Source organism: Caulobacter sp. KR2-114 (assembly GCF_049446115.1).
Taxonomy (GTDB): domain Bacteria; phylum Pseudomonadota; class Alphaproteobacteria; order Caulobacterales; family Caulobacteraceae; genus Acaudatibacter.
In genome coordinates this window covers 384,293-409,783 of sequence record NZ_JBMSEC010000002.1, presented here as the reverse complement: position 1 = coordinate 409,783, position 25,491 = coordinate 384,293, and the positions used below count along the sequence as shown (strand labels likewise).

Here is a 25,491-nt window from a genome sequence, read left to right as displayed (position 1 = left end):
GTCGCGTCATCCCCGTTCGGCTGTTGCTAGCCGCCCCCGCGCCCACTAAGCGTGCGCCCGCGCCAGCGAACATCAGGAAGGCTCCATGACCCAGATCGTCGACATCATCGCCCGGGAAATCCTCGACAGCCGCGGCAATCCGACGGTGGAAGTGGACGTGACCCTCGAGGATGGCGCGTTCGGCCGCGCGGCGGTCCCGTCCGGCGCCTCCACCGGCGCGCACGAGGCGGTGGAAAAGCGCGACGGCGATACGGGGCGCTACGGCGGCAAGGGGGTGCTGCAGGCCGTCGATGCGGTGAACGGCGAGATCTTCGATGCGCTCAGCGGCGTGGACGCCGAGGACCAGCGCCGGCTGGACACCCTGCTGATCGAGCTGGACGGCACGTCGAACAAGAGCCGCCTGGGGGCCAACGCCATCCTGGGGGTCAGCCTGGCCGTGGCCAAGGCCGCGGCGATCTCGGCCGACCTGCCGCTGTACAAGTACGTCGGCGGCGTCTCGGCGCGGGTGCTGCCGCTGCCGATGATGAACATCATCAACGGCGGCGCGCATGCCGACAATCCGATCGACATCCAGGAGTTCATGATCCTGCCCACCGGTGCGCCGACCTTCTCGGAGGGCCTGCGCATGGGGGCGGAGATCTTCCACGCGCTGAAGAAGGCGCTGAAGGACGCCGGCCACAATACCAACGTCGGCGACGAGGGCGGCTTTGCGCCGAACCTGTCGAGCGCCGATGAGGCCCTCGGCTTCATGCTCAAGGCGGGCGAGGCGGCCGGCTATCGCCCCGGGGAAGACTTCCACCTCGGCCTCGACGTCGCCTCCACCGAGTTCTTCAAGGACGGACGCTATGTGATGGAGGGCGAGGGCAAGACCCTCGACCAGGCCGGCATGGTCGCCTACCTGGCCGACCTGGCGGCCCGCTATCCGATCGTCTCCATCGAGGATGGCTGCGCCGAGGACGACATGACGGGCTGGGCCGAGCTGACCAAGGTGCTGGGCGGCAAGATCCAGCTGGTCGGCGACGATCTGTTCGTCACCAACCCCAAGCGGCTGAAGGTCGGCATCGCCGACGGCCTGGCCAATTCGATCCTGGTGAAGGTCAATCAGATCGGCACCCTGTCGGAGACCCTGGACGCCGTCGACATGGCGCACCGCGCCTCGTACACCGCCGTGATGAGCCACCGGTCGGGCGAGACCGAGGATTCGACGATCGCCGACCTGGCCGTGGCCACCAACTGCGGGCAGATCAAGACCGGCTCGCTGTCGCGGTCCGACCGCCTGGCCAAGTTCAACCAGCTGCTGCGTATCGAACAGGAACTGGGCGACCAGGCGATCTACGCCGGCCGCGACGCCTTGCGTCGGCTCTAGAAAGCCCGCTGCAGCTCGACCCCGGCGGTCCTCGGCCGCTGGGGGGTCACCTGGGCGGCGCGGCGCAGGGTGAAGGGGTTGCCGTAGGCGAAGGTGTTGCCGATCGAGTTGGCCGGGTTGTCGACGAAGGCGGTCACGCTCCAGTGGTCGTTGCTGAGGCCCAGGCTGATGCGGCCCGTGGAAAATCCGCCCTGGGCCGGCGCGGTTGAGGCGTCGAAGGTCAGCCTCGAGACCCCCACATAGGCGTACTGCGCGTTGAACGTCGCGGTCAGGCCCTGGCCGATCGGCTGGGCGTAGCGCAGGTCGGCGCCCACCGAGGTGCGCGGCACGCCGGGCAGGCCGCTGTGCTGGATGGTGGGGAAGCCGGGATTCAGGCGCACCAGTTCCGGCCGGTCGAGGGCGCCGTTCACCCGCAGCCGCAGCCCGCCGACGCTGTAGGCCGCCTCCAGTTCGACCCCAACGTTGCGCGCATCGCCCAGGTTGGCCGTGAACGGCAGGCCCGAGCGCAGCGGCAGGTCGCTCTGCACATTGCTCCAGCGGCTGTAGAACACGGCGGCGCGCAGGTTGACGTGGTCGCGCCACAGCCGGGCCTTGGCGCCGGTCTCCACCATCCACAGCTCGTCGCCGCCGAACCGGCGATAGGGTTGCGGCGCACTGGCGGCGTTGGAGAAGATCTGGCCCAGCGGTCCACTGGTGTTGAAGCCGCCCGCACGATAGCCCTCGGCGGCCTGGGCATAGACCATGGCGTGGCCCGTCAGCTGGTACTGCAGGGCCAGGCGGGGGGCGAAACCAGTGTCCCACAGCTCGCCCTTGAAGGCGGCTTGGCCGTGGAACATCGGCTGGGCGGTGACCGCATTGGTGGAGACCCGCGTGCCGTAGAGCCGTGCGCCCAGGGTCGCGGTGAGCTTGGGGGTAAGCTCGTAGGTCGCCTCGCCGAACAGCGCCAGCTCGAGGGTATTGTCCCGCCGCGCCTCGCTGTAGATCAGCCGCGAAGACCCGTCGGGCGCCGGCGTCGTCATCGCCGCATGTCCATCCTGGCGGCCCACGGCCAGGAAGCCGCCCATCAGCCACTGCAGCCGCCCGCCGCCGGGCGAGACCAGGCTCACCTCGTCCACCGCCAGTTCGGTGCGGTTGGCGTCGTCGTACGGGCTGGGGCCCAGCACGGGGCCCGGCTGGAAGAGGGGGGCGGCCGTGGTCGCGTCGTAGCGGCTGTCCAGCTCGTGCTCGATGAGCGAGAAGGCGTTCTTGAAGCGGCCGAGCGACGTGTCGCCCTCCACGGTCAGGTAGCCCTCGGTGAACTCGTTGTCGCTGGGCTCCAGCAGCATGACTGCGCGCTGCAGGCCGTTCGCCCCGCCGATGGCGTATTGCGAGTCCCCCGAGTACAGCGCCTGGCGGATCAGCCCGGCGTTCACCGTCCAGTCGTCGGACAGGCGGTAGCGGATCGCCAGCCGCCCGCCGGTGCGGTCGGTGTAGTTGGTGTTCTTGCGGTGCAGCAGGACGTCGTCGAAATAGCCGCCGTCGTGGTCGCGATAGAACACCACGCGCACCCCCAGCCGATCCGTTTGCAGCGGCAGGTTGGCCACCGCGTCCAGGCTTTCCGATCCGGCGCCCCCCCTGGTGCCTGCGGCCGTCACGCTGACCGCCGCCGATGGGTGTTCGAGATCCGGCGGCCGGGTGACGATGCGCAGCAGGCCTGCGATCGATCCGGCGCCGTAGAGGCTGCCCTGTGGACCGCGCAGAATCTCGACGCGATCGACGTCGACCAGGCTGAGGTCGGGATCGGGGTTGTTGTAGGCGATCCGCACGTCGTCCACGTACAGACCCACCGCCGCCTGGGTGTGACCGGTCAAGGGGCCGTCGGACTGGCCGCGGATGATGAACTTGTCGCGGCCGGGGCCGAGGTTGGTCACCGTCAGGCCGGCGGACTGGCCGGTCAGGTCGCCGATGCCGCTGGCGCGGGAGCCCTGCAGGTCCGAGGCGCTGAGCGTGCTCATGGCCAGGGGCAGGCTGTCGGGCAGGGCGCTGCGCCGCGTGGCGGTGACCACCAGCTCGCTGAGCGCGGAGTCGCTGGCCGTCTGCCGCTGGGTGGGCGGCGGCGGGGCGGCCGGGCGGGGCGGGGTCCGGCGCTGCGACGGCGCCGGCGAGGGCTCGGGAACCAGCCGCATCACGCGAACGGTCGAGACATCGACCATGCGAAAGGCGCAGCCGCTCCCGGCCAGCAGCTTCGTCAGGCCGTCCTTGACAGAATAGTTTCCGAGCACGCGATTGCCGGCGCCGCGGCACCCCGCGCCGGCGTCCACGCTGATCGAGACGTTGGCCTGGACGGCAAAGTCGAACAGGGCGTCTGTCAGGCGTTCGGCAGGCACGTCGAAATGCCGCCGCGTCGCCGCAAGCGCAGGCGAGGACACGGCCCAGAGGGCCGCGCACGCGCACAGCAGCAGGCGTCTGCGGCCCGATGACACTCCGAACGGCCCCCCGGCGTAACCTTACCGGGAGGAACTTAGGACAATCCGGCCCTCGGAGCGATCCGCCTTGATGGGAAGAAATGCGCCCAGGCGTCCGACCACGGCGTTTTCGTCGTCCAGGACCAGCACGCCGGTGAAGGTGACGGCGCGGGCGTCGGGGGCCACGTCGACGGGCGTGGCGAAGGCGCGGGTCAATTCGCCGGCGACGCCGGCGAGGGTGCAGTCGTGGCAGATCAGGCGGTGCTGGCGCCAGGCGAAGGCCTCGTCGGCCGACACCTTGCGCACCTGTGAGGCGGCGTCGCCGTCGTGGTGGGCCAGCTGCTCGCCGGCGGTCAGCCGCAGGGTCGGCGCCTCGCCGGCCAGCGGTCGCACCTCGACCACGCCGCGGCTGACGGTCAGGGTCAGGCCGGCGTCGCGCCGGCGCACGTTGAACTGGGTGCCGACGACGCGGATCTGCTGGTCGCCGACCGAGATCAGGAACGGGCGGCGCGTGTCGTGCGCCACATCGAAGGTCGCCTCGGCGTCGTCCACCACCACCCGGCGGCTGTGGCCGTCGAAGGCCACGGAAATCTTCGAGCCTGCGTTCAGGTCGACCTGGGTGCCGTCGTTCAGCACCAGGTGACGGGTCTCGCCGTGGCCGGTGGCGTAGGTCGTCGCCGCGGCGGGCTGCAGCACCAGGGCCGCCACGACCGCCGCCGCGGCCGCAACGCCGGCGCCGGCCGCCCACGGGCTCCAGCGCACGCCGCGCGCCGGCGCGACGCGGCGCGGCCTGAAGGCCAGCACCTCGGCCGGCGCTGGGGTGTCGTCAGCAAGGCCGGCGGCGATCGCCGTGGCGTGTCCGTCGAGCTCGGCCCACAGCGCCTCGACACGCTCGAAGGCGTCGAGATGGGCGGGGGATTCACTGAGCCAGGCTTCCAGCCCCTGCCAGTCCGCCTCGGACTCGTCGCCCGCGCGCACCCGCACGAGCCAGGCGGTCGCCTGGTCGTCCAAGGTCGCCGGCAATTCGCCCTGCGTGGTCATGCCCGATCCGTCATCCGCCGCGCCCATACGCCCGGCGTCATTGTTACAGACGACGCCGCCACGATTCGTCCTCCAAACCGCATCGTCGTTTTCATGCGGCCAAGGTCCTGACCAAATGTTTCAGGGCTGCGCTGATGTGCTTCTCAATCGAGCTGCGCGACAGGCCCATGGCCTCGGCGGTCTGGGCGTGGGTCAGCCCCTCCAGCTTGTGCAGGCGGAAGGCGCGCCGCGTGGCCGGCGGCAGGCCGTTCAGCGCCTCGATGATCAGCGCCAGCCGCTGGCGCGCCGCCGCGGCCTCGTCGGCGGCCGGTTCGTCGGCCAGGTCCTGGCCGCCCAGGGTGCTGACGGTGACCGCCCGCCAGCCGGTGTCCCGCGCCAGCGAGCGGCGCTGCGACTTCAGCCGGTCCAGCATCAGGTTCGACCCCAGCCGGTAGAGGAACGCCGCGGCGTTGCCGATCTCCTCCGACGAGGCGGCGGAGACCTTGAGGTACATGTCCTGCACCAGGTCCTCGGCGGCCTCGGCCGAGCGCATGCGCACGGTGAAGTAACGCTTCAGCTCGTCGCGCTTGGCGAGGTACAGGGCCAGCAGAGGCGACGGCGGGTCGGCGTCCAAGGGTGTCGTTCCGGCGCCCGCTGGGGCGTCCACGTGGTGAAGTCTGCGCTAATCACCTTAAGGCCGGCGCAAGGCAATCGCGAAATGGCCTCGCATGACACGCGAACGGCGTCCTCGCCGGGCAGGGTTAGCGCGCCGTTAAGCCTGATCGGCGCACAAACGACTCACACCGTCAAAGCCTTGAGTCGTCAGTGCTCTCCCGCCTCCAGACCTATATCCCGACCGCCCTGCTGGCGATCCTGATCTTCTACTTCGCCTTTCACGCGCTGACGGGCGATCGCGGGCTGCTGCTGTCGCGCCAGCGCGAGACGACCCTGGCCGAGAAGCAGGCCGAGTTGAAGGCGCTGCACGCCGAGCGCATGGACCTGGAGGCGCGGGCCCGTTTCCTGCGCGACGAGAGCCTTTCCGCCGATTTGCTGGAGGAAAGGGCCCATGTCCTTCTAGGCTTCACGGACCCGAGGGATTATGTGATCCGCACGCCCAAGGGCCGCGGCTGATCCGTTCAGCTGTCCCCGGGCGCGATCCACGCGACGGCTCGGGAGAACAACATGGCGCGACCCAGCGCCGCCAAACCCACCACCAGCCGCGGCGCCGGCAAGGACGCCGGCGCGGCGAAGGCCAAGGACGTAACGGGTAGCGCGGTCGACAAGGACCAGCTGCTCGACTTCTACCGCAGCATGCTGCTGATCCGCCGCTTCGAGGAGCGCGCCGGGCAGCTGTACGGCATGGGGCTGATCGGCGGCTTCTGCCACCTGTACATCGGCCAGGAGGCCATTGCGGTGGGCATGCAGTCGGTCAAGGCCCCGGGCGACCAGGTGATCACCGGCTATCGCGACCACGGCCACATGCTGGCCGCCGGCATGGACCCCAAGTCGGTGATGGCCGAGCTGACCGGCCGCTTCGCCGGCGCCTCCAAGGGCAAGGGCGGCTCGATGCACATGTTCTCGACCGAGGCCGACTTCTACGGCGGCCACGGCATCGTCGGGGCCCAGGTGAGCCTCGGCACCGGCCTGGGCCTGGCCAACCGCTACCGCGAGAACGGCAATGTGGCGTTCGTCTATTTCGGCGACGGCGCGGCCAACCAGGGCCAAGTGTACGAGAGCTTCAACATGGCCGAGCTCTGGCGCCTGCCGGTGGTCTATGTGATCGAGAACAACCAGTACGCCATGGGCACGGCGATCGAGCGCTCGTCGTCGGAAACGCACCTCTATCGGCGCGGCGCCAGCTTCAACATCCCCGGCCAGGAAGTGGACGGCATGGACGTCTCGGCGGTGCGCGAGGCGGGCCTGGCGGCCGCCGAGCACGCCCGCACCGGCAAGGGGCCGTTCATCCTGGAGATGAAGACCTATCGCTACCGCGGCCACTCGATGAGCGATCCGGGCAAGTACCGCACGCGCGAGGAGATCGACGAGGTGCGCAAGAACCGCGACCCGATCGACCACCTGCAGGATCGCCTGGAAGAGGTGGGCGCCGCCGACGAAGCGGCGCTGAAGGCGATCGACGCCGAGGTCAAGGCCATCGTCGCCGACGCCGCCGAGTTCGCCCGCACCGCGCCCGAGCCGGACGCCGCCGAACTCTACACCGACGTCTACACGGAGAGCGCGGCGTGACCGACGTATTGATGCCGGCCCTGTCGCCCACGATGGAGGAAGGCACCCTCGCCAAGTGGCACATCAAGCCCGGCGACACGGTGAAGAGCGGCGATGTGATCGCCGAGATCGAGACCGACAAGGCCACCATGGAGGTGGAGGCGGTCGACGAGGGCGTGGTCGAGGCCATCCTGGTGCCCGAGGGCGCCGAGGAGGTGAAGGTCAACACCCCGATCGCCCGGCTGAAGGGCGAGGGCGGCGCCGCGGCGCCGACGCCGCCGGTGGCCAGGACCGAGACTCCTGCCGCGCCGCGGACCGCGCCCAGCCAGTCGGCCGGCGATCCCGAGAAGCAGCCGCCGGAAACCGCCACGCCGAAGGCGCAGGGCGAGGGCGCCGCCGCGGTTCCGGCCAAGGCGCCGCTGGCCGACCCGGACATCCCCGCCGGGACGAAGCTGAACAAGACCACGGTGCGCGACGCCCTGCGCGACGCCATGGCCGAGGAGATGCGCCGCGACCCGGACGTGTTCCTGATGGGCGAGGAAGTCGCCCAGTACCAGGGCGCCTACAAGGTCAGCCGCGACCTGCTGCAGGAGTTCGGCGACCGCCGGGTGATCGACACCCCGATCACCGAGTACGGCTTCACCGGCCTGGGCGTCGGCGCGGCGATGGCCGGCCTGAAGCCGATCATCGAGTTCATGACCTTCAACTTCGCCATGCAGGCCATTGATCACATTATCAATTCGGCCGCCAAGACGCTGTACATGTCCGGCGGCCAGATCAAGTGCCCGGTGGTGTTCCGCGGTCCCAATGGCGCCGCCGCTCGGGTCGCCGCCCAGCACAGCCAGGACTACGCGGCCTGGTACGGCTCGGTGCCGGGCCTGAAGGTGATCGCCCCCTACGACGCCGCCGACGCCAAGGGCCTGCTGAAGGCCGCGATCCGCGATCCGAACCCGGTCGTCTTCCTCGAGAACGAGATGATGTACGGCCACGAGTTCGACGTGCCGGAGGGCGACGACTGGGTGCTGCCGATCGGCAAGGCCAAGGTGCGCCGCGCCGGCGACGGCGTCACCATCGTCGCCTATTCGCGCATGGTCGGCTTCGCCCTGGAGGCGGCGGAGAAGCTGGCGGCCGAGGGCATCGAGGCCGAGGTGGTCGATCTGCGCACCATCCGTCCGCTGGATCACGACACCATCGTCGAGAGCGTGAAGAAGACCAACCGGCTGGTCACGGTGGAGGAAGGCTGGGGCCCGATGGGCGTCGGCGCCGAGATCTGCGCGCGGGTCGTCGAGCACGCCTTCGACTACCTGGATGCGCCGCCGCTGCGGGTGCACCAGGAGGACGTGCCGCTGCCCTACGCCGCCAACCTGGAGGCGCTCAGCCTGCCGTCGGTGGACAAGATCGTGAAGGCCGCCAAGGCGGTCAGCTACCGGTGAGCGAGGCGGCGGCAGATCGGGCCGAACCGGCCTGGCGCGGCGGCGGCTGCCATTGCGGCGGCGTGCGCTTCGAGGTGCTGACCGGGCCGGAAGTGCTGGCCCAGACCTGCAACTGCTCGATCTGCGCCAAGACCGGCTTCATCCACGTGATCGTGCCGGAAGCGCGCTTTCGGATCACCCGCGGCGCCGAGCGGCTGACGACCTACACCTTCAATACCGGCGTGGCGCGGCACATGTTCTGCTCCACCTGCGGGGTGAAGAGCTTCTATCGACCGCGGTCGAACCCGGACGGCTGGTCGGTGAACGCCCGCTGCCTGGACGACACGGCGGGCCTGACGCTGGAGATCGAGGCGTTCGACGGCCGCAACTGGGAGCTCCACGCCGACACGCTGGCGCACCTGTCCAAGGAATCGACCTGACCATGAGCATCGACGTTCTGATGCCGGCGCTGTCGCCCACGATGGAAGAGGGCACCCTCGCCAAGTGGCATGTGAAGCCCGGCGATACCGTCAAGAGCGGCGACGTCATCGCCGAGATCGAGACCGACAAGGCCACCATGGAGGTGGAGGCGGTCGACGAGGGCGTGGTCGAGGCCATCCTGGTGCCGGAGGGCACGGAGGAGGTGAAGGTCAACACTCCGATCGCCAAGCTGCGCGGGGAAGGGGAGGCGGCCAGCGCCGCTCCCCCCTCCCCCTTGCGGGGAGGGGCCGGGGGTGGGGGTGAAGCTCCGCCTGCGCAGGAAAAGCCTGCGGCCGAGAAGCCCGCCAGCCCGGCAAGCGCTGCGACGACACCCCCGCCCCCTGCCCCCTCCCCGCAAGGGGGAGGGGAGGCGCCTCTTCCGGCCGCGACCGGGCAGGACGGCCAGCGCATCTTTGCCAGCCCGCTGGCGCGGCGGATCGCCGAACAGTCGGGGGTCGACCTGTCGAAGGTGGCGGGCTCGGGCCCGCACGGGCGGATCATCCGCCGGGACGTGGAAGGACTGGAGGGCCAGCCGGCCTCGGCTCCCGTCGCCAAGGCCGCGCCCGCGGCGGCCCCTCCTGCGGCCCCCGCCACAGCCGCGCCGCGCGAGGCGCGGTCGCTGGAGCAGATGGGCATCGCCCCAGGCTCCTACGACCTGATCCCGCTGGACGGCATGAAGAAGACCGTCGCGCGGCGGATGACCGACAGCTTCCGCGACGTGCCGCACTTCCCGCTGACGGTGGACCTGGAGATCGACGCCCTGCTGGCCGCGCGGTCCAAGATCAACGCCATGCTGGGCGACAAGGGAACCAAGGTCAGCGTCAACGACATGGTGATCAAGGCCGCCGCCGCGGCCCTGGTCCGCGTGCCCGAGGCCAACGCCAGCTACAGCCCCGAGGGCATCGCCATGCATCACCACGCCGACGTGGCGGTGGCCGTGGCGATCGAGGGCGGGCTGATCACGCCGATCGTCCGGGCCGCCGAGACCAAGGGCCTGGCGAAGATCGCCGCCGAGATGAAGGACCTGGCCGAGCGGGCGCGCACGCGCAAGCTGAAGCCGGAGGAGTTCCAGGGCGGCACCTTCTCGGTGTCCAACCTGGGCATGTTCGGCATCCGCCAGTTCGCCTCGATCATCAACGAGCCGCAGGGCTGCATCCTGTCGGTGGGCGCCGGCGAGAAGCGGCCGGTGGTGCGCGGCGACCAGCTGGCCATCGCCACGGTGATGACCGTCACCCTGACCTGCGACCACCGGGTGGTGGACGGGGCCACGGGCGCGCGCTGGCTGCAGGCGTTCAAGGCGATGATCGAAGACCCGATCACGATGATCGTCTGAAGCCGTTGCCGCAGACCGGCCGGGCTGACATCGTCCCGGGACACCAAAGCAACGGGGGAAACACCATGAAGCGCATCCTGATCGCCGCCACCGCCGTCCTGGCCCTGGGCGCGTGCTCGCGCGGGGGCGACCTGAACCACGGCGGCTCGATCAAGCTCGGCAGCTCGACGATCAGCAAGCAGCTGCCGGCGAACCTGCCCGGCTATGTGAAGGTCTATCCGGGCGCGACGGTCACGGCGGTGATGGACAACGGCGCCCAGGGCGGAATCATCGCCTTCGACGTCGCCGACAGCCCCGACAGCGTGGTCAGCTTCTATCGCAAGGCCGCCGAGGACGCGAAGCTGACGCAGACCACCGACACCGCCTCCAGCACCGGCAGCCACGTGATCATGTGGAACCAGGAAGGCACCAAGCGCAGCCTGATGGCCACCGTGGACCTCAAGCAGGGCAAGACCCACGTGGGCCTGCTCTACGGCGCCGCTTCATAGGACGAGGAATGTGAGCGTCTACGACTTCACCGCAGAAACCCTCGAGGGCGCGCCCGCGCCGCTCGCCGACTATCGGGGCCAGGTGCTGCTGATCGTCAACACCGCCAGCAAGTGCGGCTTCACCCCTCAGTACGAGGGGCTGGAGACGCTGTGGCGCGACTACAGGGACAAGGGCTTCGCCGTGCTGGGCTTTCCCTGCAACCAGTTCGGCGCGCAGGAGCCGGGCGATGCGGCGGAGATCGCCAACTTCTGCTCGCTGACCTACGACGTCAGCTTCCCGATGATGAAGAAGATCGACGTCAACGGGCCGGCGGCGCACCCGCTGTACGCCTGGCTGAAGAAGCAGAAGAAAGGCATCCTCGGCACCGAGGGCATCAAGTGGAACTTCACCAAGTTCCTGATCGGCCGCGACGGCGAGGTGAAGGGCCGGTTCGCCCCCACCGACACCCCGGAAAGCCTGAAGTCTGCGATCGAGGCGGCGCTCTGACATGGCCGACAGTTTCGATGTGATCGTCATCGGCTCGGGCCCCGGCGGCTACGTCACCGCCATCCGCGCCAGCCAGCTGGGCCTGAAGACCGCCATCGTCGAGCGCGAAGCCCTGGGCGGCATCTGCCTGAACTGGGGCTGCATCCCCACCAAGGCGCTGCTCAAGTCCGGCGAGGTGTACGAGCAGCTGGGCCACCTGGAAGCCTACGGCCTGGCGGTGCAGGGGCGGTCCTACGACTTCTCCAAGGTGATCGAGCGCTCGCGCGCGGTGGCCAAGCAGCTGTCCAGCGGCGTCGCCTTCTTGATGAAGAAGCACAAGATCGAGGTGGTCGACGGGACGGCGCGGCTGGAGAAGGGGCAGGGGGCGCCGACCGTGGTGGTCGACCTCAAGGCCGGCGGCAGCCGCAAGCTGACGGCCAAGTCGGTGATCCTGGCCACGGGCGCCCGGGCCCGCACCATCCCGGCGGTGGGCCTGGCCCCGGACGGCGATCGCATCTGGACCTACCGCGAGGCCCTGGTCCCCAAGGCCGCGCCCAAGACCCTGCTGGTGGTCGGCTCCGGCGCCATCGGCATCGAGTTCGCCAGCTTCTACCGCGCGCTCGGGTCGGAGGTGACGGTGATCGAGGCCCTGCCGCGCATCGTGCCGGTGGAGGACGAGGAAGTCTCCAAGGCCGCGCAGAAGGCGTTCGAGAAGCGCGGCATCAAGTTCCGTATCGGCGCCAAGGTCACCAAGCTGGCCAGGGCCAAGACCGGCGTCACCCTGGACCTGGAAGCCGGCGGCAAGGCCGAGACCCTGACCGCGGACGTGGCGATCGTCGCGGTGGGCATCGACGGCAACGTCGAGAACCTGGGGCTCGAGGCCCTGGGCGTGAAGGTCGACCGCGGCCACGTGGTCACCGATCCGCACGGCGCCACCAACGTGCCCGGCCTCTACGCCATCGGCGACGTGGCCGGCCCGCCCTGGCTGGCGCACAAGGCCAGCCACGAGGGCGTGCACTGCGTCGAGCACATCGCCGGCCTGCCCTCCAGCAACCTGACCTCGCCCGTCCCGGGCTGCACCTACGCCCAGCCGCAGATCGCCTCGGTCGGGCTGACCGAGGCCCAGGCCAGGGACAAGGGGCTGGACGTCAAGGTCGGCCGCTTCCCGTTCCGGGTGAACGGCAAGGCCATCGCCTCGGGCGAGGTCGAGGGCTTCGTCAAGACGGTGTTCGACGGCAAGACCGGCGCCCTGCTGGGCGCGCACATGATCGGGGCGGAAGTCACCGAGATGGTCCAGGGCTTCGCCCTGGCCATCACCATGGAGGCCACCGAGGCGGAGCTGCAGGCCACCATCTATCCGCACCCGACCATGAGCGAGGCCATGCACGAGGCCTCGCTCGACGCCTTCGGCCGCGTGCTGCACATCTGATTAGGCGGGCCAGGATCGGCGCGGCTCGAGGCGGCCGGCCGATCCGGAGCCTGCCGAAGTCGTTCAGGACGCCGGCTTGGCCGCCTTCAGGTCGGTGTCGATCACCTGCAGCTTGGCGTCGTCGATCTTGGCCTGCGGGTACTTGGCGATGTCGCGCACGCTCATGCCCTTGACCATGTCCAGATAGGGCGAGGTCTCCAGGCCGGGGATATCCTTGTCGAGCACGGCCTTGGTCGCCGGGTCGGCCAGCAGGTCGCCGATCTTCGAATCGACGGTGGCCGGCGCCGAGACGCTGGGCGGCGAGGTCGTGCTGTCCGCCCAGGCGGCGGCGCCCATGGCGGTGGCGAGGGTCAGGCCGGCAAGGCCGGCGACGATGAGTTTCATGCGAGAATCCTGCCTTCTGGCGTCCCTAACGCCCCACCGATGTAACAGTGGCGCCGAACGTCTGGCGAGGGGGATTGTGTTGCGCGCAAGCAATCCGGCTGCGGCCTTCCCGCGCACCGCTTCGCCGGTGTAAGACGCGGGCCATGAGCACCGACACCGCACCCAAGCTGATCGAGGGCCGCACCGGCCCGTGGGAAATCGTTCTGGGCCTGGAGGTTCACGCCCAGGTCGCCTCCAACGCCAAGCTGTTCTCCGGCGCCGCCGTCGGCTTCGGCGCGGGGCCGAACGAACAGGTCAGCCTGGTGGACGCCGCCATGCCCGGCATGCTGCCGGTGATCAACCGCCGCTGCGTCGAGCAGGCGGTGAAGACCGGCCTGGGCCTGAAGGCGAAGATCAACACCTGGTCGCGGTTCGACCGGAAGAACTACTTCTATCCCGACCTGCCGCAAGGCTATCAGATCAGCCAGTACAAGGACCCGATCGTCGGCGAGGGCCAGATCGAGGTCGAGCGCGACGACGGCAGCACCTTCACCGTGCGCATCGAGCGGCTGCACCTGGAGCAGGACGCCGGCAAGTCGATCCACGACATGGATCCCAACGCCACCTACGTCGACCTGAACCGGGCGGGCACGGCGCTGATGGAGATCGTGTCCTTCCCCGACATGCGCTCGCCGGAAGAGGCGGCGGCCTATGTGAAGAAGCTGCGCACCATCCTGATCTACCTGGGCACCTGCGACGGCGACCTGGAGAAGGGCAACCTGCGCGCCGACGTCAACGTCTCGGTCTGCCGCCCCGGCGACTACGAGAAGTTCCGCGAGACCGGCAGCTTCAGCCACCTGGGCACGCGCTGCGAGATCAAGAACGTCAACTCCTATCGCTACATCCAGCAGGCCATCGAGTACGAGGCGCGCCGGCAGGTCGAGATCCTCGAGGACGGCGGCAAGATCGACCAGGAGACCCGGCTGTTCGATCCGAACAAGGGCGAGACCCGCTCGATGCGCTCCAAGGAAGAGGCGCACGACTATCGCTATTTCCCCGACCCGGATCTGCTGCCCCTGGAGCTGGACCCGGCGTGGATCAAGCAGATCGAGGCGTCGCTGCCGGAACTGCCGGACGACAAGCGTGCGCGACTGAAGGCGCAGTACGGCCTGTCGCACTACGACGCCGGGGTGCTGATCATCGACCAGGCCCGCGCCGACTATTTCGAACGCGCCGCCAAGGGCCGCGACGCCAAGCTGGTGGCCAACTGGGTGACCAACGAGCTGCTGGCGCGCCTGGCCAAGGACGGGCTGGAGATCGAGCAAAGCCCGATCCCGTCCGACGACGTCGCCGGCCTGGTGCAGCTGCTCGAGGAGAACGTGATCTCCTCCAAGATCGCCAAGGAGGTGTTCGAGCACATGTGGGCCGGCGAGGGGACGCCCGCGCAGATCGTCGAGGCCCGCGGCCTGAAGCAGGTCACCGACACCGGCGCCCTGGAAGCCCTGATCGACAAGCTGATCGCCGCCAACCCGGGCCAGGCCGCCCAGGTAAAGGAAAAGCCCCAGGCGATCGGCTGGTTCGTCGGCCAGGTGATGCGCGAAACCCAGGGCAAGGCCAACCCCGCGGCGGTGAACGAGATCCTGCGCGCGAAGCTGAGCTAGGGCGGGGCCCCGCCGCCGAGGTCGCGCGGCGGATCCTTCACCACGCTCATCGCGTCAGGTTGCGGCCGAACATGGCGAACAGGCGCTCCCAATGCCGCTCGGCGGCGTCGCGGTTGTAGGCGGCGCGCTGGGGGAAGGCGAAGCCGTGCTCGGCGCCCTTGTAGAGCTCGACCTCGGCGTTGAGGCCAGCGGCCTCGAAGGCCTCGCGCAGGGGCGGCAGCTCTTCGAGCGGGGCATAGTGGTCGGTCTCGGCCCAGGCGACGTACAACTCGCCGGCGACGGCGGCGCAGGTCTTGTGCGGGCTGTCCGGCTGGTCGGTGACCAGACGCACGCCATAGAGCGACGCGGCGGCCTTCACACGGTCCGGATGCCGGGCGGCGGCGCTGAGGGCATAGCGGCCGCTCATGCAGTAGCCGATGGCGCCGGCAGGCCCCTTGGAAGCGGCCGGGTCCTCGGCGGCGTGAGCCAGCAGGGCGTCGGCGTCGGCCATGACCATCGGGATGTCGAGGCTGGCCATCAGGGCGAACATCTTCTCGCGCACGGCCTGGGCGTCGGGGCCGACGAAGCTGCCGATCTCCTCGACCCCCTCGCGGTAGTACATGTTGGGCAGCATGACGTAGTAGCCGGGCGCGGCCAGTCGGCGGGCCATGTCGCGCAGCTCCTCGCGAATGCCGGGGGCGTCCATGAAGAACAGAACCACCGGGTAGGGGCCGCCGCGCTCCGGATGGCAGATGAAGGTGCTCATCTTTCCGTCCGCCGTGGCGATATCGATCTGCTGCTCGACCATGGTCTTTTCCTCCCGGCAGTGCGTCCTGGCGGGAAGGTTCTAGCGCGGCCGGAAAGGCGGCGGCAGGGCCATTCGGCGGCGCCCGTCACCTCCGGGGCGGCGGCCCTAGCTCTCCGCGGCGATGCTGCGCAGGGCGCGTTCGAAGGCGTCGGCGGGCTGGCCGCCGGAGATCAGGTACTTGTCGTTGATGATGATGGCCGGGACCGAGCTGATGCCAGCCTCGTGCCATTGGCGCTCCAGCGAGCGGATGTGGTCGGCGAAGCGGCCGGAGGTCAGCACGTCGCGGGCGGCCTGCGGATCGAGGCCCACCTGTTCGGCGGCGGCCACCAGCACCTCGTGGTCGCCGGGGTTCTCGCCTCGCGTGAAATAGGCCTCGAACAGGGCGTGCTTCAGCGGCAGCTGGCGCCCCTGAAGGCCGGCCCAGTGCAGCAGCCGGTGGGCGTCGAAGGTGTTGTAGATCCGGCTGTCGGGCGTCATGGCGATGGTGAAGCCCACCTCGGCGGCGCGGGCGCGGATCTGCTCGCGGTTCGCCGCCGACTGCTGGGGGGTGGCGCCGTACTTCTGGAACACATGCTCGCCGATGTTCTGGCCCTCGGGCGGCATGCCGGGATTGAGCTCGAACGGCTGCAGGGTGATCGTGGCGTCGACCAGGTCGCCGACACGCCCCAGGGCTTCCTCCAGCCCGCCCAGGCCGATGATGCACCAGGGGCAGGACACGTCGGAGACGAAGTCGATCTTCATGGGCTTGGTCATGCGCCGCTCCTTGGGCGAAAAGGTCTGGGGCCATAAGGTGTCGCGGCCGTGAGTGTAGAGATAGCGGCCCGCGGGCCAAATCCAACGCCTCATCCTGTCAGGCGTGGTCCGGCTGCAAGGAGCGCAGCCGCGCTATCCCCTCAAACCGCCATCCGTGCGCACAGCGCCTCCAGCGCCTCCAGCGCCTCCGTCTCGTCCGCCGGGGCGACGGCGCCGCGTTCGGCGCGGATCTGTTGCGGGGTGAGGCCGGTGGCGGTCTTGAGGAAGCGGCGGAAGCTGCGGGCGTCGGAGTAGCCGAGGTCGGCGGCGATGGTCTCGACGCTCTCGTCGCCTCGGCGCAGCCGCTCGGACGCCGCCTCCACCAGGGCGCTGCGGCGCGTGTCGCGGAACACGCCGCCGGCGTTGCGAAAGTACTTGCGCACCGTATTGGCGGTCTTGCCGTGTTCGCGCACCAGCTCGGAGAAGCGCACGAAGCCGTTGTCGTTGACGTAGCTGCAGGGGGCAGGGGGTGAGCGGTCGGCCACGAGAGCCAGCCACGGCTGATGGCACTCCCACATCACGTTCTTGCCGGCCCGGGCCGTGGGACGGGCGCCCAGCAGATGGCGCGGAAAGCGGAACGACGTGATCGGCCCCTGCACGACCCGCGCGCCGATGGCCCAGTGCAGACCGCCCCGGCTCAGGTAGGTCGGGTGGCGCACGGTCACCAGCGAGATCGCCGGCTCGCGCCCCAGCAGGTGCAGGATCTGCATGAAGATCCAGCTCAGGTAGTTCTCTTCCAGATAGGCGGTGTCGCCCTCATCGCGGGCTTCCATGTGCACGCTGAGGATGGCGTGCTGCTGCTCGGTGCGCAGCTGGATGCAAACTGCGTTGGAGGCGGTGGAATAGAGCCGCGCCAGGGCCAGGATGGCGCTCTCCAGTGTCGGCGATCCCAGCGCCGTGTGCAGGCCGATCACCGGATAGAGCGCGTCCATCCGCTGGCGCGCCATGCCGTGGGTGGCGTCGCCCAGGGCCAGCACGGTGTTCATGCACAGCAGCAGGTGCTGCACCGGCCCCACGCGGTCGCGCTCGTCCCAATGGCTGGGCGTGATGCGGGATTGTTCGAGCAGAGCTTCCAGCGCGACGCCCTGGCGCACGGCGCCGGCGGTGTGACGCAGGACCGAGTCGAACGGCAAGCTCACCGATCGCATGTCCATCCCGATTTTCTCGGCCCGCCACGCGCGTTGGCCGACAAGGTTCTTTCAGGACGTCTTCGCCGCGCCCCTTCGCGGCCTGAGACTATGGCGGGCGCACGGACGATCGCCAAGTGCGTAAACTGTCCCCCCGCGCCCTGCGCTTTGGGTCATTTTCCGCCCCTCGATTTTCAGGCCGATTGCCCACCGCACGCCGGAGCGAACCGGCGGCCAGGCCGAGGACCACGCGTCTTCGGACCTTGAAGGCCATGCAGGGGGAAATTGCGATGTGGAAGATGTCGATGCTGGCAGGCGCGTCGTGCCTGGCGCTGGGCGCGGGCTGGCCCGCGATCGCGGCGGCGCAGGCGCAGGCCCCCATTCAGGCCAACGCGCCGGCTGCGGCCGGCGGCGATACGGCCGTCGGCGAGCTGATCGTCACCGCCTCGCGGCGCAGCGAAAGCATCGTCAAGGTCCCGACCGCGATCTCTGCCTACAGCGGCTCGAAGCTGGCCGAACATCAGGTGGCGTCGCTGGGCGACCTGACCGCCGCGACGCCGAACCTGCAGATCTCCAGCTCCGGCACCAGCGTCGACATCAACATCCGTGGCATCGGCAACGGCAACCTCAACCAGGCCGGGGGCGAGCCGGGCGTCGCGGTGCAGTTCGACGGCGTCTACCTGGGCCAGGCGGGGCTGGCGGTGACGACACTGCTGGACGTCTCGCGCGTGGAGATCCTGCGCGGGCCGCAGGGCACCCTGTTCGGCCGCAACGCCACCGGCGGGGCGATCAACATCATCCCCAACACCCCGACCCGGGCGCTGTCCTATGGCGCGGACCTGTCGGTGGGCTTCGACCCGGCCATGGCGCGCAGCTCGGCCTACGTCAGCGGACCGCTCGACGCCTCAGGCGCGCTGACCGGGCGGCTGTCGGTGGAGCAGGACTACAACCACGGCTACACGCGCAACCTGGCGCCGGGCGCGCCGGGGCGGCTGGACGGGATCGACGACGGCGCCGTGCGCGGCCAGCTGGAATGGCGCCCGACGGCGGACCTCGATGTACGCCTGCTGGCCGAGTATCAGCGCGAGAGCGACCCCGGCCCCGCGGTCTTCCTGCTGGGCACACCGGGAAACACGGCCCTACCAGCGCCGATGCAGGGCTTCGCGATCGGCGATCCAGCCTCGCGCCAAGCCTACGCCAACATCGCCGCCAAGTCGCTGGAGGCAGGGACCATCGACCTGAACGTCGACTGGCGTGTGGCCGGCGGGGACCTGAAGGGGCTCGTCTCCTACAACACCAGCCGCCAGCACTTCTGGCAGGACGGCGACGGCTCGCTGGCCGACTTCACCAGCACCCTCTACGCCGACTGGGCGCACCAGACCTATGTCGAGCTGATCTACGCGTCGGACCCGTCACGGCCGTTCAGCTATGTGCTGGGCGCCAACTACTACGATGAGAATTTCCGCCAGAACATCCAGGTGCCGGACGTCGAGCTGCCCTTCACTTTTTCCGAGGGCGGCACGGTGCGCACCCGCTCCTATGCTGTCTTCGCCCACGCCCAGTACGCGCTGACCCGCGAGGCCAAGCTGTTCGGCGGCGTGCGCTACACGAACGACCGCAAGAGCATCGTGGAGTTCAACAATTTCGTCGGCGCCGGCGCCCAGAGCGCCTCGTGGAGCCACGTGACCTATGAGGTCGGGCTGTCCTACGACGTCACGCCGACCGTCACCGGCTATGCCAAGTACGCCACCGGCTACAAGAGCGGCGGCTTCTCCGCCGGCTCCCTGGCGGCGCCGTTCAACCCCGAGACCAACGCCAACTACGAGGTGGGGCTGAAGGGCCGGCTGCTGGACGGGCGGGTGCAGGGCAGCCTGTCGGCGTTCCACATGGACTACGGCAATCTGCAGGTGAACCAGATCGTTGGCTACTCGGCCGCCATCACCAACGCTGCCCGCGCCAAGATCGACGGGGTGGAGCTCGAGACGGTGCTGCGCCCGGCATCGCATCTGCGACTGGAAGTCTCGGCCTCGTGGCTGAATGCCCGCTTCGACGCCTTCCAGACGGCGGACTCGGCCCGTCCGTCACTGGGCACGCTCGACCTTGCCGGTCACGCACTTCCCGGGGCGCCGCACTATACCGCCAGCATCGGCGCCTATTACGAGATCCCGCTCGCCGACGGTGGCGCGGTGACGCCGGGCGTGCAGTACGACTGGAAGTCGCGGCTTTATTTCAGCGAGTTCAACCTGCCGATCTCGTCGCAGGCGACGGCGGGCAAGCTGAACCTGTTCGTCAACTACAAGAGCCCGGACGGCCGCTGGATGGCCAGCGTCTTCGCCCTGAATGCTGCGGACGCGCATGTGCGCTCCAACGTGCTGGTGGTCTCGGCCCTGCTGGGGTCGCTGGCCCTGGCGCAATACCAGCCCGGGCGACAGGTCGGCGTCTCCGTCGGCTACCACTTCTGACGTCCCGCGCCGCCAACGCCGCTTCCTCCCCGACAGCCCGATCGCAACCTCCGAAGGATCCCCCATGATCGTACCGCCCCCCGCCACCGGCACGCGCCGCCCCGAACTGCAGCAGGCGTTCCAGCACCTGACCGACTACGCCGAGGCCGTCGACCTGACCGGCATCAACGATCCGGCGCAGCAGTGGCTGGCGCAGGTGCGCACCACCGTGCCGATCTACACCGCCGTCGGCGCACCGGTGGACCTGGACGACGTCACCTTCACCCCCGTCTTGGCCGCCGGCGTGCCATCGGAATGGGCCACGGTGGCCGGGTCCGATCCCGACCGGCGGCTGGTGTATTTCCACGGCGGCGGCTGGGCGGCGGGATCGCCCCTGTCGCACCGAGTGATCACCGGCATCCTGGCGCGCCTGACCGGGATGAGCGTGCTGGTCGCTGACTATCGCCTGGCGCCCGAGCACCCCTATCCGGCGCCGCTGGACGACTGCGTCGCCGCCTACCGCTGGGCGATCGACAACGGGCCGCACGGTGCGGGCGAGGCGAGGAAGATGACGGTGGCCGGCGACTCCGCTGGGGGCAACCTCTCGGCCGCCACCTGCGTGCGGCTGGCGTCGACCGGCGGGCGGATGCCCGACCGCCTGGCCCTGATCGCCGCCACCCTGGACCAGGTCTCCATGTGGGATCGCGTCGGAACCGACGACCTGATCTGCACCGACCAGTCGCTGGGCTATTCCGTCGAGCTGTACCTGACGCCGGCCCACGGACCGGCCCATCCGGAGGTCTCTCCCGCCTTCGCCCCGGCGGCCCTGCTTAAGCAGTTTCCGCCCACCCTGCTGCAGGTCAGCGCCGCCGAAGCCCTGGCCTTCGACAGCAAGCGCTTCGCAGACCGGCTGGAGAAGGCGCACGTACGGGTTAACCTCAGCCTCTGGCCGGACGTGCCGCACGTCTGGCAGGGGATGGTCGGCCTGTTCCCCGAGGCGGCAGAGGCGCTGGCGGAGATCGCCGACTTCCTCAAGCGCTAGCAAAGGCAGGCGAGCTCGGCGTCCGCTTCAACCGTGACGTCGACGTCCGCTGTTGGCGCATTCTGGTCCTGAGCCGCGGGAATTGCCGCCACCGGATGCCAAGGCCGGGCCGAGTTGCTCGCGCCGCCCGCCTCCTACGGCCGCACGACGTCGAAGATCAGGCCCGTGGCCGCCGCGACCAGCAGGTAGTCGGGGCCGACGCGGACCCAGTGGTAGCCGTAGGGCGGGCGGCGCAGGCCCCAGCGGCCGTAGTCGTCGACGACGCGGCTGCGGTAGTACTGCGGCAGGTAGCTGCCGCGGCGCCAGTCGCTGAAGCCCAGGGCGAAGCCGGGGCGGCCATAGACCTCCTGCGGCGGGGGGCCGTAGTGCCAGCGGTTGTTGGTCCAGTAGCCGTTGTTGCGCTGGTCGCTCCAGCGCTGGCCGCGATAGCCGGGGCCGGGGTCGGGCGCGCCGTCCGGCCAGCCGTCGCCGCCGCCAGGCCCGCGGTAGCCGCCGGGCGGGCCGCCGCCGAAGCCGCGGCCGCCGCCCTGGCCGTGGTAGCCGCCCGGGGGGCCGCCGGAAGGTCTGCCGCCGTAGCCGCCGCCATAGCCGCCGCCGCGGTCGCCGCCGCCCCGTTCGCCGCCGCCGCCGGGGCCGCCTTCACGGCCGCCGCCGCGCGTGCCGCCGCCGGGGCCGCCCTCGTGGCCGCCGCCGCCGTGATGTCCCCAGGCCTGGGCGTGGGTCAGCGCCGGCGCGGCAAGGGCGCCCGCCAGGGCCAGGCTTGCCGCCAGCCCCGTCAGCAACCGTTTCGTCCGCAGCGACCTCGACATGATGGCGCAACCTACCCGCGCGCGGTGAACCCGACCTGAACAGGCCCGAACGAATTGCGTTCCGGCCGCCTGCGGGCGATGACTGCCGCAAACATACGACAGGGAATGCGCCATGACCGGGACCATCGAGATCTTCTACTGGCCGACCCCGAACGGGCACAAGATCACCATCGCCTGCGAGGAGATGGGACTGGCCTATCGCATCACGCCGGTGAACATCGGCCGGGGCGAGCAGTTCGCGCCCGACTTCCTGGCGATCTCGCCCAACAATCGCATGCCGGCGATCACCGACCCGGACGGCCCGGACGGCCAGCCGATCTCGATCTTCGAATCCGGCGCCATCCTGCAGTACCTCGGCCGCAAGACCGGGCTGTTCTATCCCGCCGACGAGCGCGGCCGGGTGAAGGTCGACGAATGGGTGCACTGGCAGATGGCCAACCTCGGTCCCAACGCCGGACAGCGCAACCACTTCCGCAACTACGCCCCGGCGATGCTCGCCGACCAGCGCCAGTCCGCCTATGGCGCCAACCGCTACACCAACGAGGTCAACCGGCTGTACGGGGTGCTGAACCGGCAGCTGCAGGGCCGCGATTTCATCTGCGACGACTACTCGATCGCCGACATGATCTGCTGGCCCTGGGTGCAGGGACGATCCGACGCAGCGCTGCAGATCGAAGATTTTCCGCACCTGAAGGCGTGGAAGGACCGGGTCGGCGCGCGCGCGGCGGTGCAGCGGGCGCTGGCCCAGGCCGGCAGCGTGCGGCGCGGCGCCGGACTGCAAGGGCAGGGGCGCGAGGCCGACGAGGCGCGAAAAGTCCTTTTCGGTCAAAGGGCTCGCTGAAGGCGGCGGGGATTCTCCGCCGATCGCCGCCCCGAGGTCGTCCGGCAGACTCCTTAACCCGCCGGTGATCGGTGTTTACGGCAAGTAACCGTCGCGAATGCTTGGTCAGATTCTGAGAACCCATATGGGGAATCGCGCTTAACTATATATTCAGTTGGCATCGACTTTTCTTGTCTCATCAACGGAGCCCTTGGCCGAGCCAGAATGGCACGGACGGGCGACGAGGAGGGGACTTGAAGATGCTGCACGAAGCGATCGAGAGCGCGGGCGCCCTGCCGGTGCCCGGCCCGCAAGCCACCGGCGACGAACTGTTCCGCCTGGGCCTGCTGTACTCCACCGGCCAGGGCGGCGCGCCGCTGGACTATGTCTCGGCCCACATGCTGTTCAACCTGGCGGCGATGCGCGGTTCCGACGAGGCCAAGGCCTACCGCAAGGAACTGAGCCAGGAGATGGACCCGGCGGACGTCGCCGAGGCCCAGCGCGCCGCGCGCCGCTGGCTGGCCGAAGGCTGATCCAGGGACTTCGGGTTCGCGCGGGTGCGGTGGCGGGGGCCGCCGACCTCTGGCGGACCGCGCTCTAGCGCACCACGCTGGCCGCGCCGAAGGCGTAGCTGAAGCTGAGATCCACGGGCGTCAGGTCGCGCAGGTACTGCTGCACCCACAGCCCGGCCTCCGACACGCTGGAGCGGGGCACATAGACGATGTCGAACCGGCGCAGCGGCACCAGGTCGCGGTCGCCGGCGCCGCGAAGCGCCTTCGACAGGTTCACCGTCCGCATCATCGGCCGCCCCTCCGGCCCACGGCGGATGATCACCACCTCGTTGGTGCGGGCCGTGGTCTTGAAGCCGCCGGCCATGATCACCGCGCGCAGCGAATCCAGGTCGCCGGGCATGTCGTAGACCCCCGGCTTGTCGACCTCGCCGCCGACGAACACCTTGAGCGCCCCGACGGTCTTCAGCGTGACGCCGACGTCGGCGCGCACCAGCTGGTGCGAATAGGCCTCCGCCAGCGCCGCCTGCAGATCCTCCAGCGAGCGGTTCGCCGCCATCACCGAGCCGACCAGCGGCAGGCTGATTCGCCCGTCGGGCTGCACCACCGCGGTCTTGTTCAGCTCGGGGGCCGAGCCGACGGTGAAGTCCACCTCGTCGCCCGGGAACAGGCGGTAGGCCGGCTCGTCGTCGCTCCAGACGGCGTAAGGGATGTTCGGGAAGTCCGCGTCCGAATGGGTGCGGCTGGCGGCCATCGCGCCGCCCAGCGGGGCCAGGGCGGCGGTGAACAGCAGGGCGGTCAGGAGTCGGCGTCGGACCATGCGCAGAAGGTTAAGGAGAATGGGTAATAGAGCGTTAATCGCGCCGCCCGAAGGTGCCGTGTCAGTCAGCCGGATTTCCGATTCCCATGTCCCAGTCACCATGGCCGCAAACGACGTGGACCATGCGCCCGCCGGCCCCGGCGGGGCAGGGGGACTGGGCCGCGCGGCCGCGCTACGCGCTGGCGGATCTGCCGACCCTGCTGTGGCGCGAGCGGTTCCTGATGGCGGCGGTGTTCCTGGGCATCTTCATCCTGGGCGCCGCCTTCGCCATGACCCTGAAGCGCAGCTACCCGGCCCATTCCAGCGTGCTGGTGCGGCTGGGCCAGGAATACGTCTACGAGCCGCGCGCCGGTGACGCCGCCCGCGGCGCGGTGCCCGATTCCGCCCAGGTGCTGCAGTCCGAGACCGAGATCCTGGGCAGCGACGGGCTGAAGGAACAGGTGGTGCTGACGCTTATCAAGCGCTTCGGCTGGGGCGAGCTCGATCCGAAGCACCCCAAGGCCTACGACGGCATCTCCGAGGCCAAGCGCCAGACGCTGCGCAGCCAGGCGGTGCTGGCCATGGGCCGGGCGCTGAAGGTCGAGACCGGCACCGACACGCCGATCATCCGCCTGACCTATACCGACACCGACAAGGAACGCGCCGCCCTGGTGCTGAACACCCTGCTGGAACAGTACCTGGTCTATCGCCGCAGCGTGCTGCTCGATCCGATGGGCGCGGCCCTGGAGGACCAGCGGCGCTCGTTCGAGGACCGGCTGAACCACGCCGACGCCGCCTACCAGACCTTCCTGACCAGCAACAACATCGGCGACTTCGAGGCGGAGAAGACCTCGCTGTCGCAGCTGCAGTCGCAGATCGAACAGCAGCTCTACGCCACCGAGACCCAGCTGCGCGAGCGCACCGGCCGGCTAGAGGGCCTGAACGGCGAGCTGGGCAAGGTGACGCCGGAGGTCGGGCTCTACCGCGACAGCGACAACACGGCCAGCAACAAGCTGGTGGACCTGAAGCTGCAGCGCGAGGCGCTGCTGTCGCGCTATCAGCCCACCGCCCAGCCGGTGAAGGACATCGACGCCCAGATCGCCCAGCTGCAGGCGGCCGTGTCATCGGGTCGCGCCCAGGGGCAGGGCGCCTCGCGCACCGGCGTCAACCCGGTGTTCCAGACCCTGCAGACCGAGAAGCTGCAGGTGACCGCCGAGGTGCGCGCCCTGCAGCAGAGCCTGGGCACGCTGCAGCAGCAGTCTGACCAGCTGACCCAGCGCCGCCTGCGCCTGGCCGAGCTGGAGCCGCAGTTCCAGTCGCTGAGCCGCGACCGCGACGTGCTGCAGAGCAATGTGCGCGACTTCCAGGTCAAGGAGCAGCAGACCCAGGCGGCCCGGGCCATCGCCTCGAACACCAACGACAACATCCGCATCGTCGAGCGGGCCACGCCGCCGGTGGAGGGCAAGAGCCTGCGCACCGCCGTGCTGGCCCTGTCGCTGCTGTTCGCCGGCTTCAGCGCGCTCTGCGCCGGGCTGCTGCGCATGTTCCTGCGCCCCGGCCTGCCGACCCCGGCCTCGGCCGCGCGCACCCTGGACCTGCCGGTGCTGGGCTCGGCCCCGGTGAAGGCGGCGTGATGGCCGCATCGTATCGTCAACCTGGCGTAGGCTAGGGTGCGCAGAC

Annotated in this window: 24 protein-coding genes; 15 read left to right on the top strand and 9 right to left on the bottom strand. The window is 69.8% G+C overall.

Annotated features, from left to right (window positions below; genetic code table 11):
• Positions 1–85: 85 nt before the first annotated feature.
• Positions 86–1,366, top strand: coding sequence for a phosphopyruvate hydratase (eno, locus tag ACO2Q3_RS08080; protein ID WP_423306048.1), 1,281 nt, complete (start codon positions 86–88; stop codon positions 1,364–1,366).
• Here the strand turns inward: eno and ACO2Q3_RS08075 are convergent.
• From ACO2Q3_RS08075 to ACO2Q3_RS08065, 3 genes are all read right to left on the bottom strand, one after another.
• Positions 1,363–3,732 carry a TonB-dependent receptor gene (locus ACO2Q3_RS08075; RefSeq protein WP_423306047.1) on the bottom strand — a complete coding sequence of 790 codons (2,370 nt, stop codon included), beginning with the start codon at positions 3,730–3,732 and terminating at the stop codon, positions 1,363–1,365. The two genes, eno and ACO2Q3_RS08075, sit on opposite strands and share 4 nt — an antisense overlap.
• A gap of 120 nt (positions 3,733–3,852) precedes the next feature.
• The gene (locus ACO2Q3_RS08070; protein ID WP_423306046.1) at positions 3,853–4,851 is read right to left on the bottom strand and encodes a FecR family protein; all 999 of its coding nucleotides are present in this window, start codon (positions 4,849–4,851) and stop codon (positions 3,853–3,855) included.
• 91 nt (positions 4,852–4,942) lie between these two features.
• Entirely contained in the window at positions 4,943–5,464 is a 522-nt protein-coding gene (locus ACO2Q3_RS08065; RefSeq protein WP_423306045.1) for an RNA polymerase sigma factor, read from the bottom strand.
• Positions 5,465–5,655: 191 nt separating this feature from the next.
• Here ACO2Q3_RS08065 and ACO2Q3_RS08060 point away from each other — a divergent pair, with 191 nt between their 5' ends.
• The 8 genes from ACO2Q3_RS08060 to lpdA all read left to right on the top strand — a co-directional run bounded on the left by ACO2Q3_RS08060 (position 5,656) and on the right by lpdA (position 12,661).
• On the top strand, positions 5,656–5,961 hold the full coding sequence (locus tag ACO2Q3_RS08060; RefSeq protein ID WP_423306044.1) for an FtsB family cell division protein: 306 nt from the start codon (positions 5,656–5,658) through the stop codon (positions 5,959–5,961).
• Positions 5,962–6,012: 51 nt separating this feature from the next.
• Positions 6,013–7,074, top strand: a complete 1,062-nt coding sequence (pdhA, locus tag ACO2Q3_RS08055; RefSeq protein ID WP_423306043.1) for a pyruvate dehydrogenase (acetyl-transferring) E1 component subunit alpha — start codon at positions 6,013–6,015, stop codon at positions 7,072–7,074.
• Positions 7,071–8,486 carry a pyruvate dehydrogenase complex E1 component subunit beta gene (locus ACO2Q3_RS08050; protein WP_423306042.1) on the top strand — a complete coding sequence of 472 codons (1,416 nt, stop codon included), beginning with the start codon at positions 7,071–7,073 and terminating at the stop codon, positions 8,484–8,486. Before pdhA ends, ACO2Q3_RS08050 begins: the two co-directional genes overlap by 4 nt.
• Positions 8,483–8,905, top strand: a complete 423-nt coding sequence (locus ACO2Q3_RS08045) for a GFA family protein (RefSeq protein ID WP_423306041.1) — start codon at positions 8,483–8,485, stop codon at positions 8,903–8,905. The genes ACO2Q3_RS08050 and ACO2Q3_RS08045 overlap by 4 nt, the downstream gene beginning before the upstream one ends.
• Positions 8,906–8,907: 2 nt before the next feature.
• Positions 8,908–10,278, top strand: a complete 1,371-nt coding sequence (locus ACO2Q3_RS08040; protein ID WP_423306040.1) for a pyruvate dehydrogenase complex dihydrolipoamide acetyltransferase — start codon at positions 8,908–8,910, stop codon at positions 10,276–10,278.
• A gap of 65 nt (positions 10,279–10,343) precedes the next feature.
• Positions 10,344–10,766: a hypothetical protein gene (locus ACO2Q3_RS08035; RefSeq protein WP_423306038.1), complete on the top strand. Its 423-nt coding sequence runs from the start codon at positions 10,344–10,346 to the stop codon at positions 10,764–10,766.
• Between the two features lie 10 nt (positions 10,767–10,776).
• Positions 10,777–11,253 (top strand): glutathione peroxidase, encoded by a 477-nt coding sequence (locus tag ACO2Q3_RS08030; protein ID WP_423306037.1) that lies wholly within the window; start codon positions 10,777–10,779, stop codon positions 11,251–11,253.
• Position 11,254: 1 nt separating this feature from the next.
• Positions 11,255–12,661, top strand: coding sequence for a dihydrolipoyl dehydrogenase (gene lpdA, locus ACO2Q3_RS08025; RefSeq protein ID WP_423306036.1), 1,407 nt, complete (start codon positions 11,255–11,257; stop codon positions 12,659–12,661).
• A gap of 63 nt (positions 12,662–12,724) precedes the next feature.
• Here the strand turns inward: lpdA and ACO2Q3_RS08020 are convergent, their stop codons facing one another.
• Positions 12,725–13,045, bottom strand: coding sequence for a hypothetical protein (locus ACO2Q3_RS08020; protein WP_423306035.1), 321 nt, complete (start codon positions 13,043–13,045; stop codon positions 12,725–12,727).
• 143 nt (positions 13,046–13,188) lie between these two features.
• On the opposite strand from ACO2Q3_RS08020, the gene gatB reads away from it, so the two are divergent.
• Positions 13,189–14,685: an Asp-tRNA(Asn)/Glu-tRNA(Gln) amidotransferase subunit GatB gene (gene gatB / locus ACO2Q3_RS08015; protein WP_423306034.1), complete on the top strand. Its 1,497-nt coding sequence runs from the start codon at positions 13,189–13,191 to the stop codon at positions 14,683–14,685.
• A 46-nt stretch (positions 14,686–14,731) separates the two neighbouring features.
• Here the strand turns inward: gatB and ACO2Q3_RS08010 are convergent, their stop codons facing one another.
• The 3 genes from ACO2Q3_RS08010 to ACO2Q3_RS08000 form a co-directional block, all read right to left on the bottom strand.
• Positions 14,732–15,472: a dienelactone hydrolase family protein gene (locus tag ACO2Q3_RS08010; protein ID WP_423306033.1), complete on the bottom strand. Its 741-nt coding sequence runs from the start codon at positions 15,470–15,472 to the stop codon at positions 14,732–14,734.
• Between the two features lie 105 nt (positions 15,473–15,577).
• Positions 15,578–16,225: a DsbA family oxidoreductase gene (locus ACO2Q3_RS08005; RefSeq protein ID WP_423306032.1), complete on the bottom strand. Its 648-nt coding sequence runs from the start codon at positions 16,223–16,225 to the stop codon at positions 15,578–15,580.
• Positions 16,226–16,365: 140 nt separating this feature from the next.
• Positions 16,366–17,418 (bottom strand): helix-turn-helix domain-containing protein, encoded by a 1,053-nt coding sequence (locus ACO2Q3_RS08000; RefSeq protein ID WP_423306031.1) that lies wholly within the window; start codon positions 17,416–17,418, stop codon positions 16,366–16,368.
• A 272-nt stretch (positions 17,419–17,690) separates the two neighbouring features.
• Here ACO2Q3_RS08000 and ACO2Q3_RS07995 point away from each other — a divergent pair, with 272 nt between their 5' ends.
• Together ACO2Q3_RS07995 and ACO2Q3_RS07990 are read left to right on the top strand one after the other, a co-directional pair.
• The gene (locus ACO2Q3_RS07995; protein ID WP_423306030.1) at positions 17,691–19,853 is read left to right on the top strand and encodes a TonB-dependent receptor; all 2,163 of its coding nucleotides are present in this window, start codon (positions 17,691–17,693) and stop codon (positions 19,851–19,853) included.
• Between the two features lie 64 nt (positions 19,854–19,917).
• Positions 19,918–20,874: an alpha/beta hydrolase gene (locus ACO2Q3_RS07990; RefSeq protein WP_423306029.1), complete on the top strand. Its 957-nt coding sequence runs from the start codon at positions 19,918–19,920 to the stop codon at positions 20,872–20,874.
• Between the two features lie 134 nt (positions 20,875–21,008).
• Here ACO2Q3_RS07990 and ACO2Q3_RS07985 read toward each other — a convergent pair whose 3' ends face one another.
• On the bottom strand, positions 21,009–21,683 hold the full coding sequence (locus tag ACO2Q3_RS07985; protein ID WP_423306028.1) for an RcnB family protein: 675 nt from the start codon (positions 21,681–21,683) through the stop codon (positions 21,009–21,011).
• A gap of 112 nt (positions 21,684–21,795) precedes the next feature.
• Here ACO2Q3_RS07985 and ACO2Q3_RS07980 point away from each other — a divergent pair, with 112 nt between their 5' ends.
• Both ACO2Q3_RS07980 and ACO2Q3_RS07975 read left to right on the top strand, forming a co-directional pair.
• Positions 21,796–22,524, top strand: coding sequence for a glutathione S-transferase N-terminal domain-containing protein (locus ACO2Q3_RS07980; protein ID WP_423306027.1), 729 nt, complete (start codon positions 21,796–21,798; stop codon positions 22,522–22,524).
• 239 nt (positions 22,525–22,763) lie between these two features.
• Positions 22,764–23,036: a sel1 repeat family protein gene (locus ACO2Q3_RS07975; RefSeq protein WP_423306026.1), complete on the top strand. Its 273-nt coding sequence runs from the start codon at positions 22,764–22,766 to the stop codon at positions 23,034–23,036.
• A gap of 64 nt (positions 23,037–23,100) precedes the next feature.
• Here the strand turns inward: ACO2Q3_RS07975 and ACO2Q3_RS07970 are convergent, their stop codons facing one another.
• Complete coding sequence (locus tag ACO2Q3_RS07970; RefSeq protein WP_423306025.1) at positions 23,101–23,832, bottom strand: polysaccharide biosynthesis/export family protein; 732 nt, start codon at positions 23,830–23,832, stop codon at positions 23,101–23,103.
• 122 nt (positions 23,833–23,954) lie between these two features.
• Between ACO2Q3_RS07970 and ACO2Q3_RS07965 the strand changes: the two genes are divergently transcribed.
• Complete coding sequence (locus tag ACO2Q3_RS07965) at positions 23,955–25,445, top strand: GumC family protein (RefSeq protein ID WP_423306024.1); 1,491 nt, start codon at positions 23,955–23,957, stop codon at positions 25,443–25,445.
• The last annotated feature ends 46 nt before the right edge of the window (positions 25,446–25,491 follow it).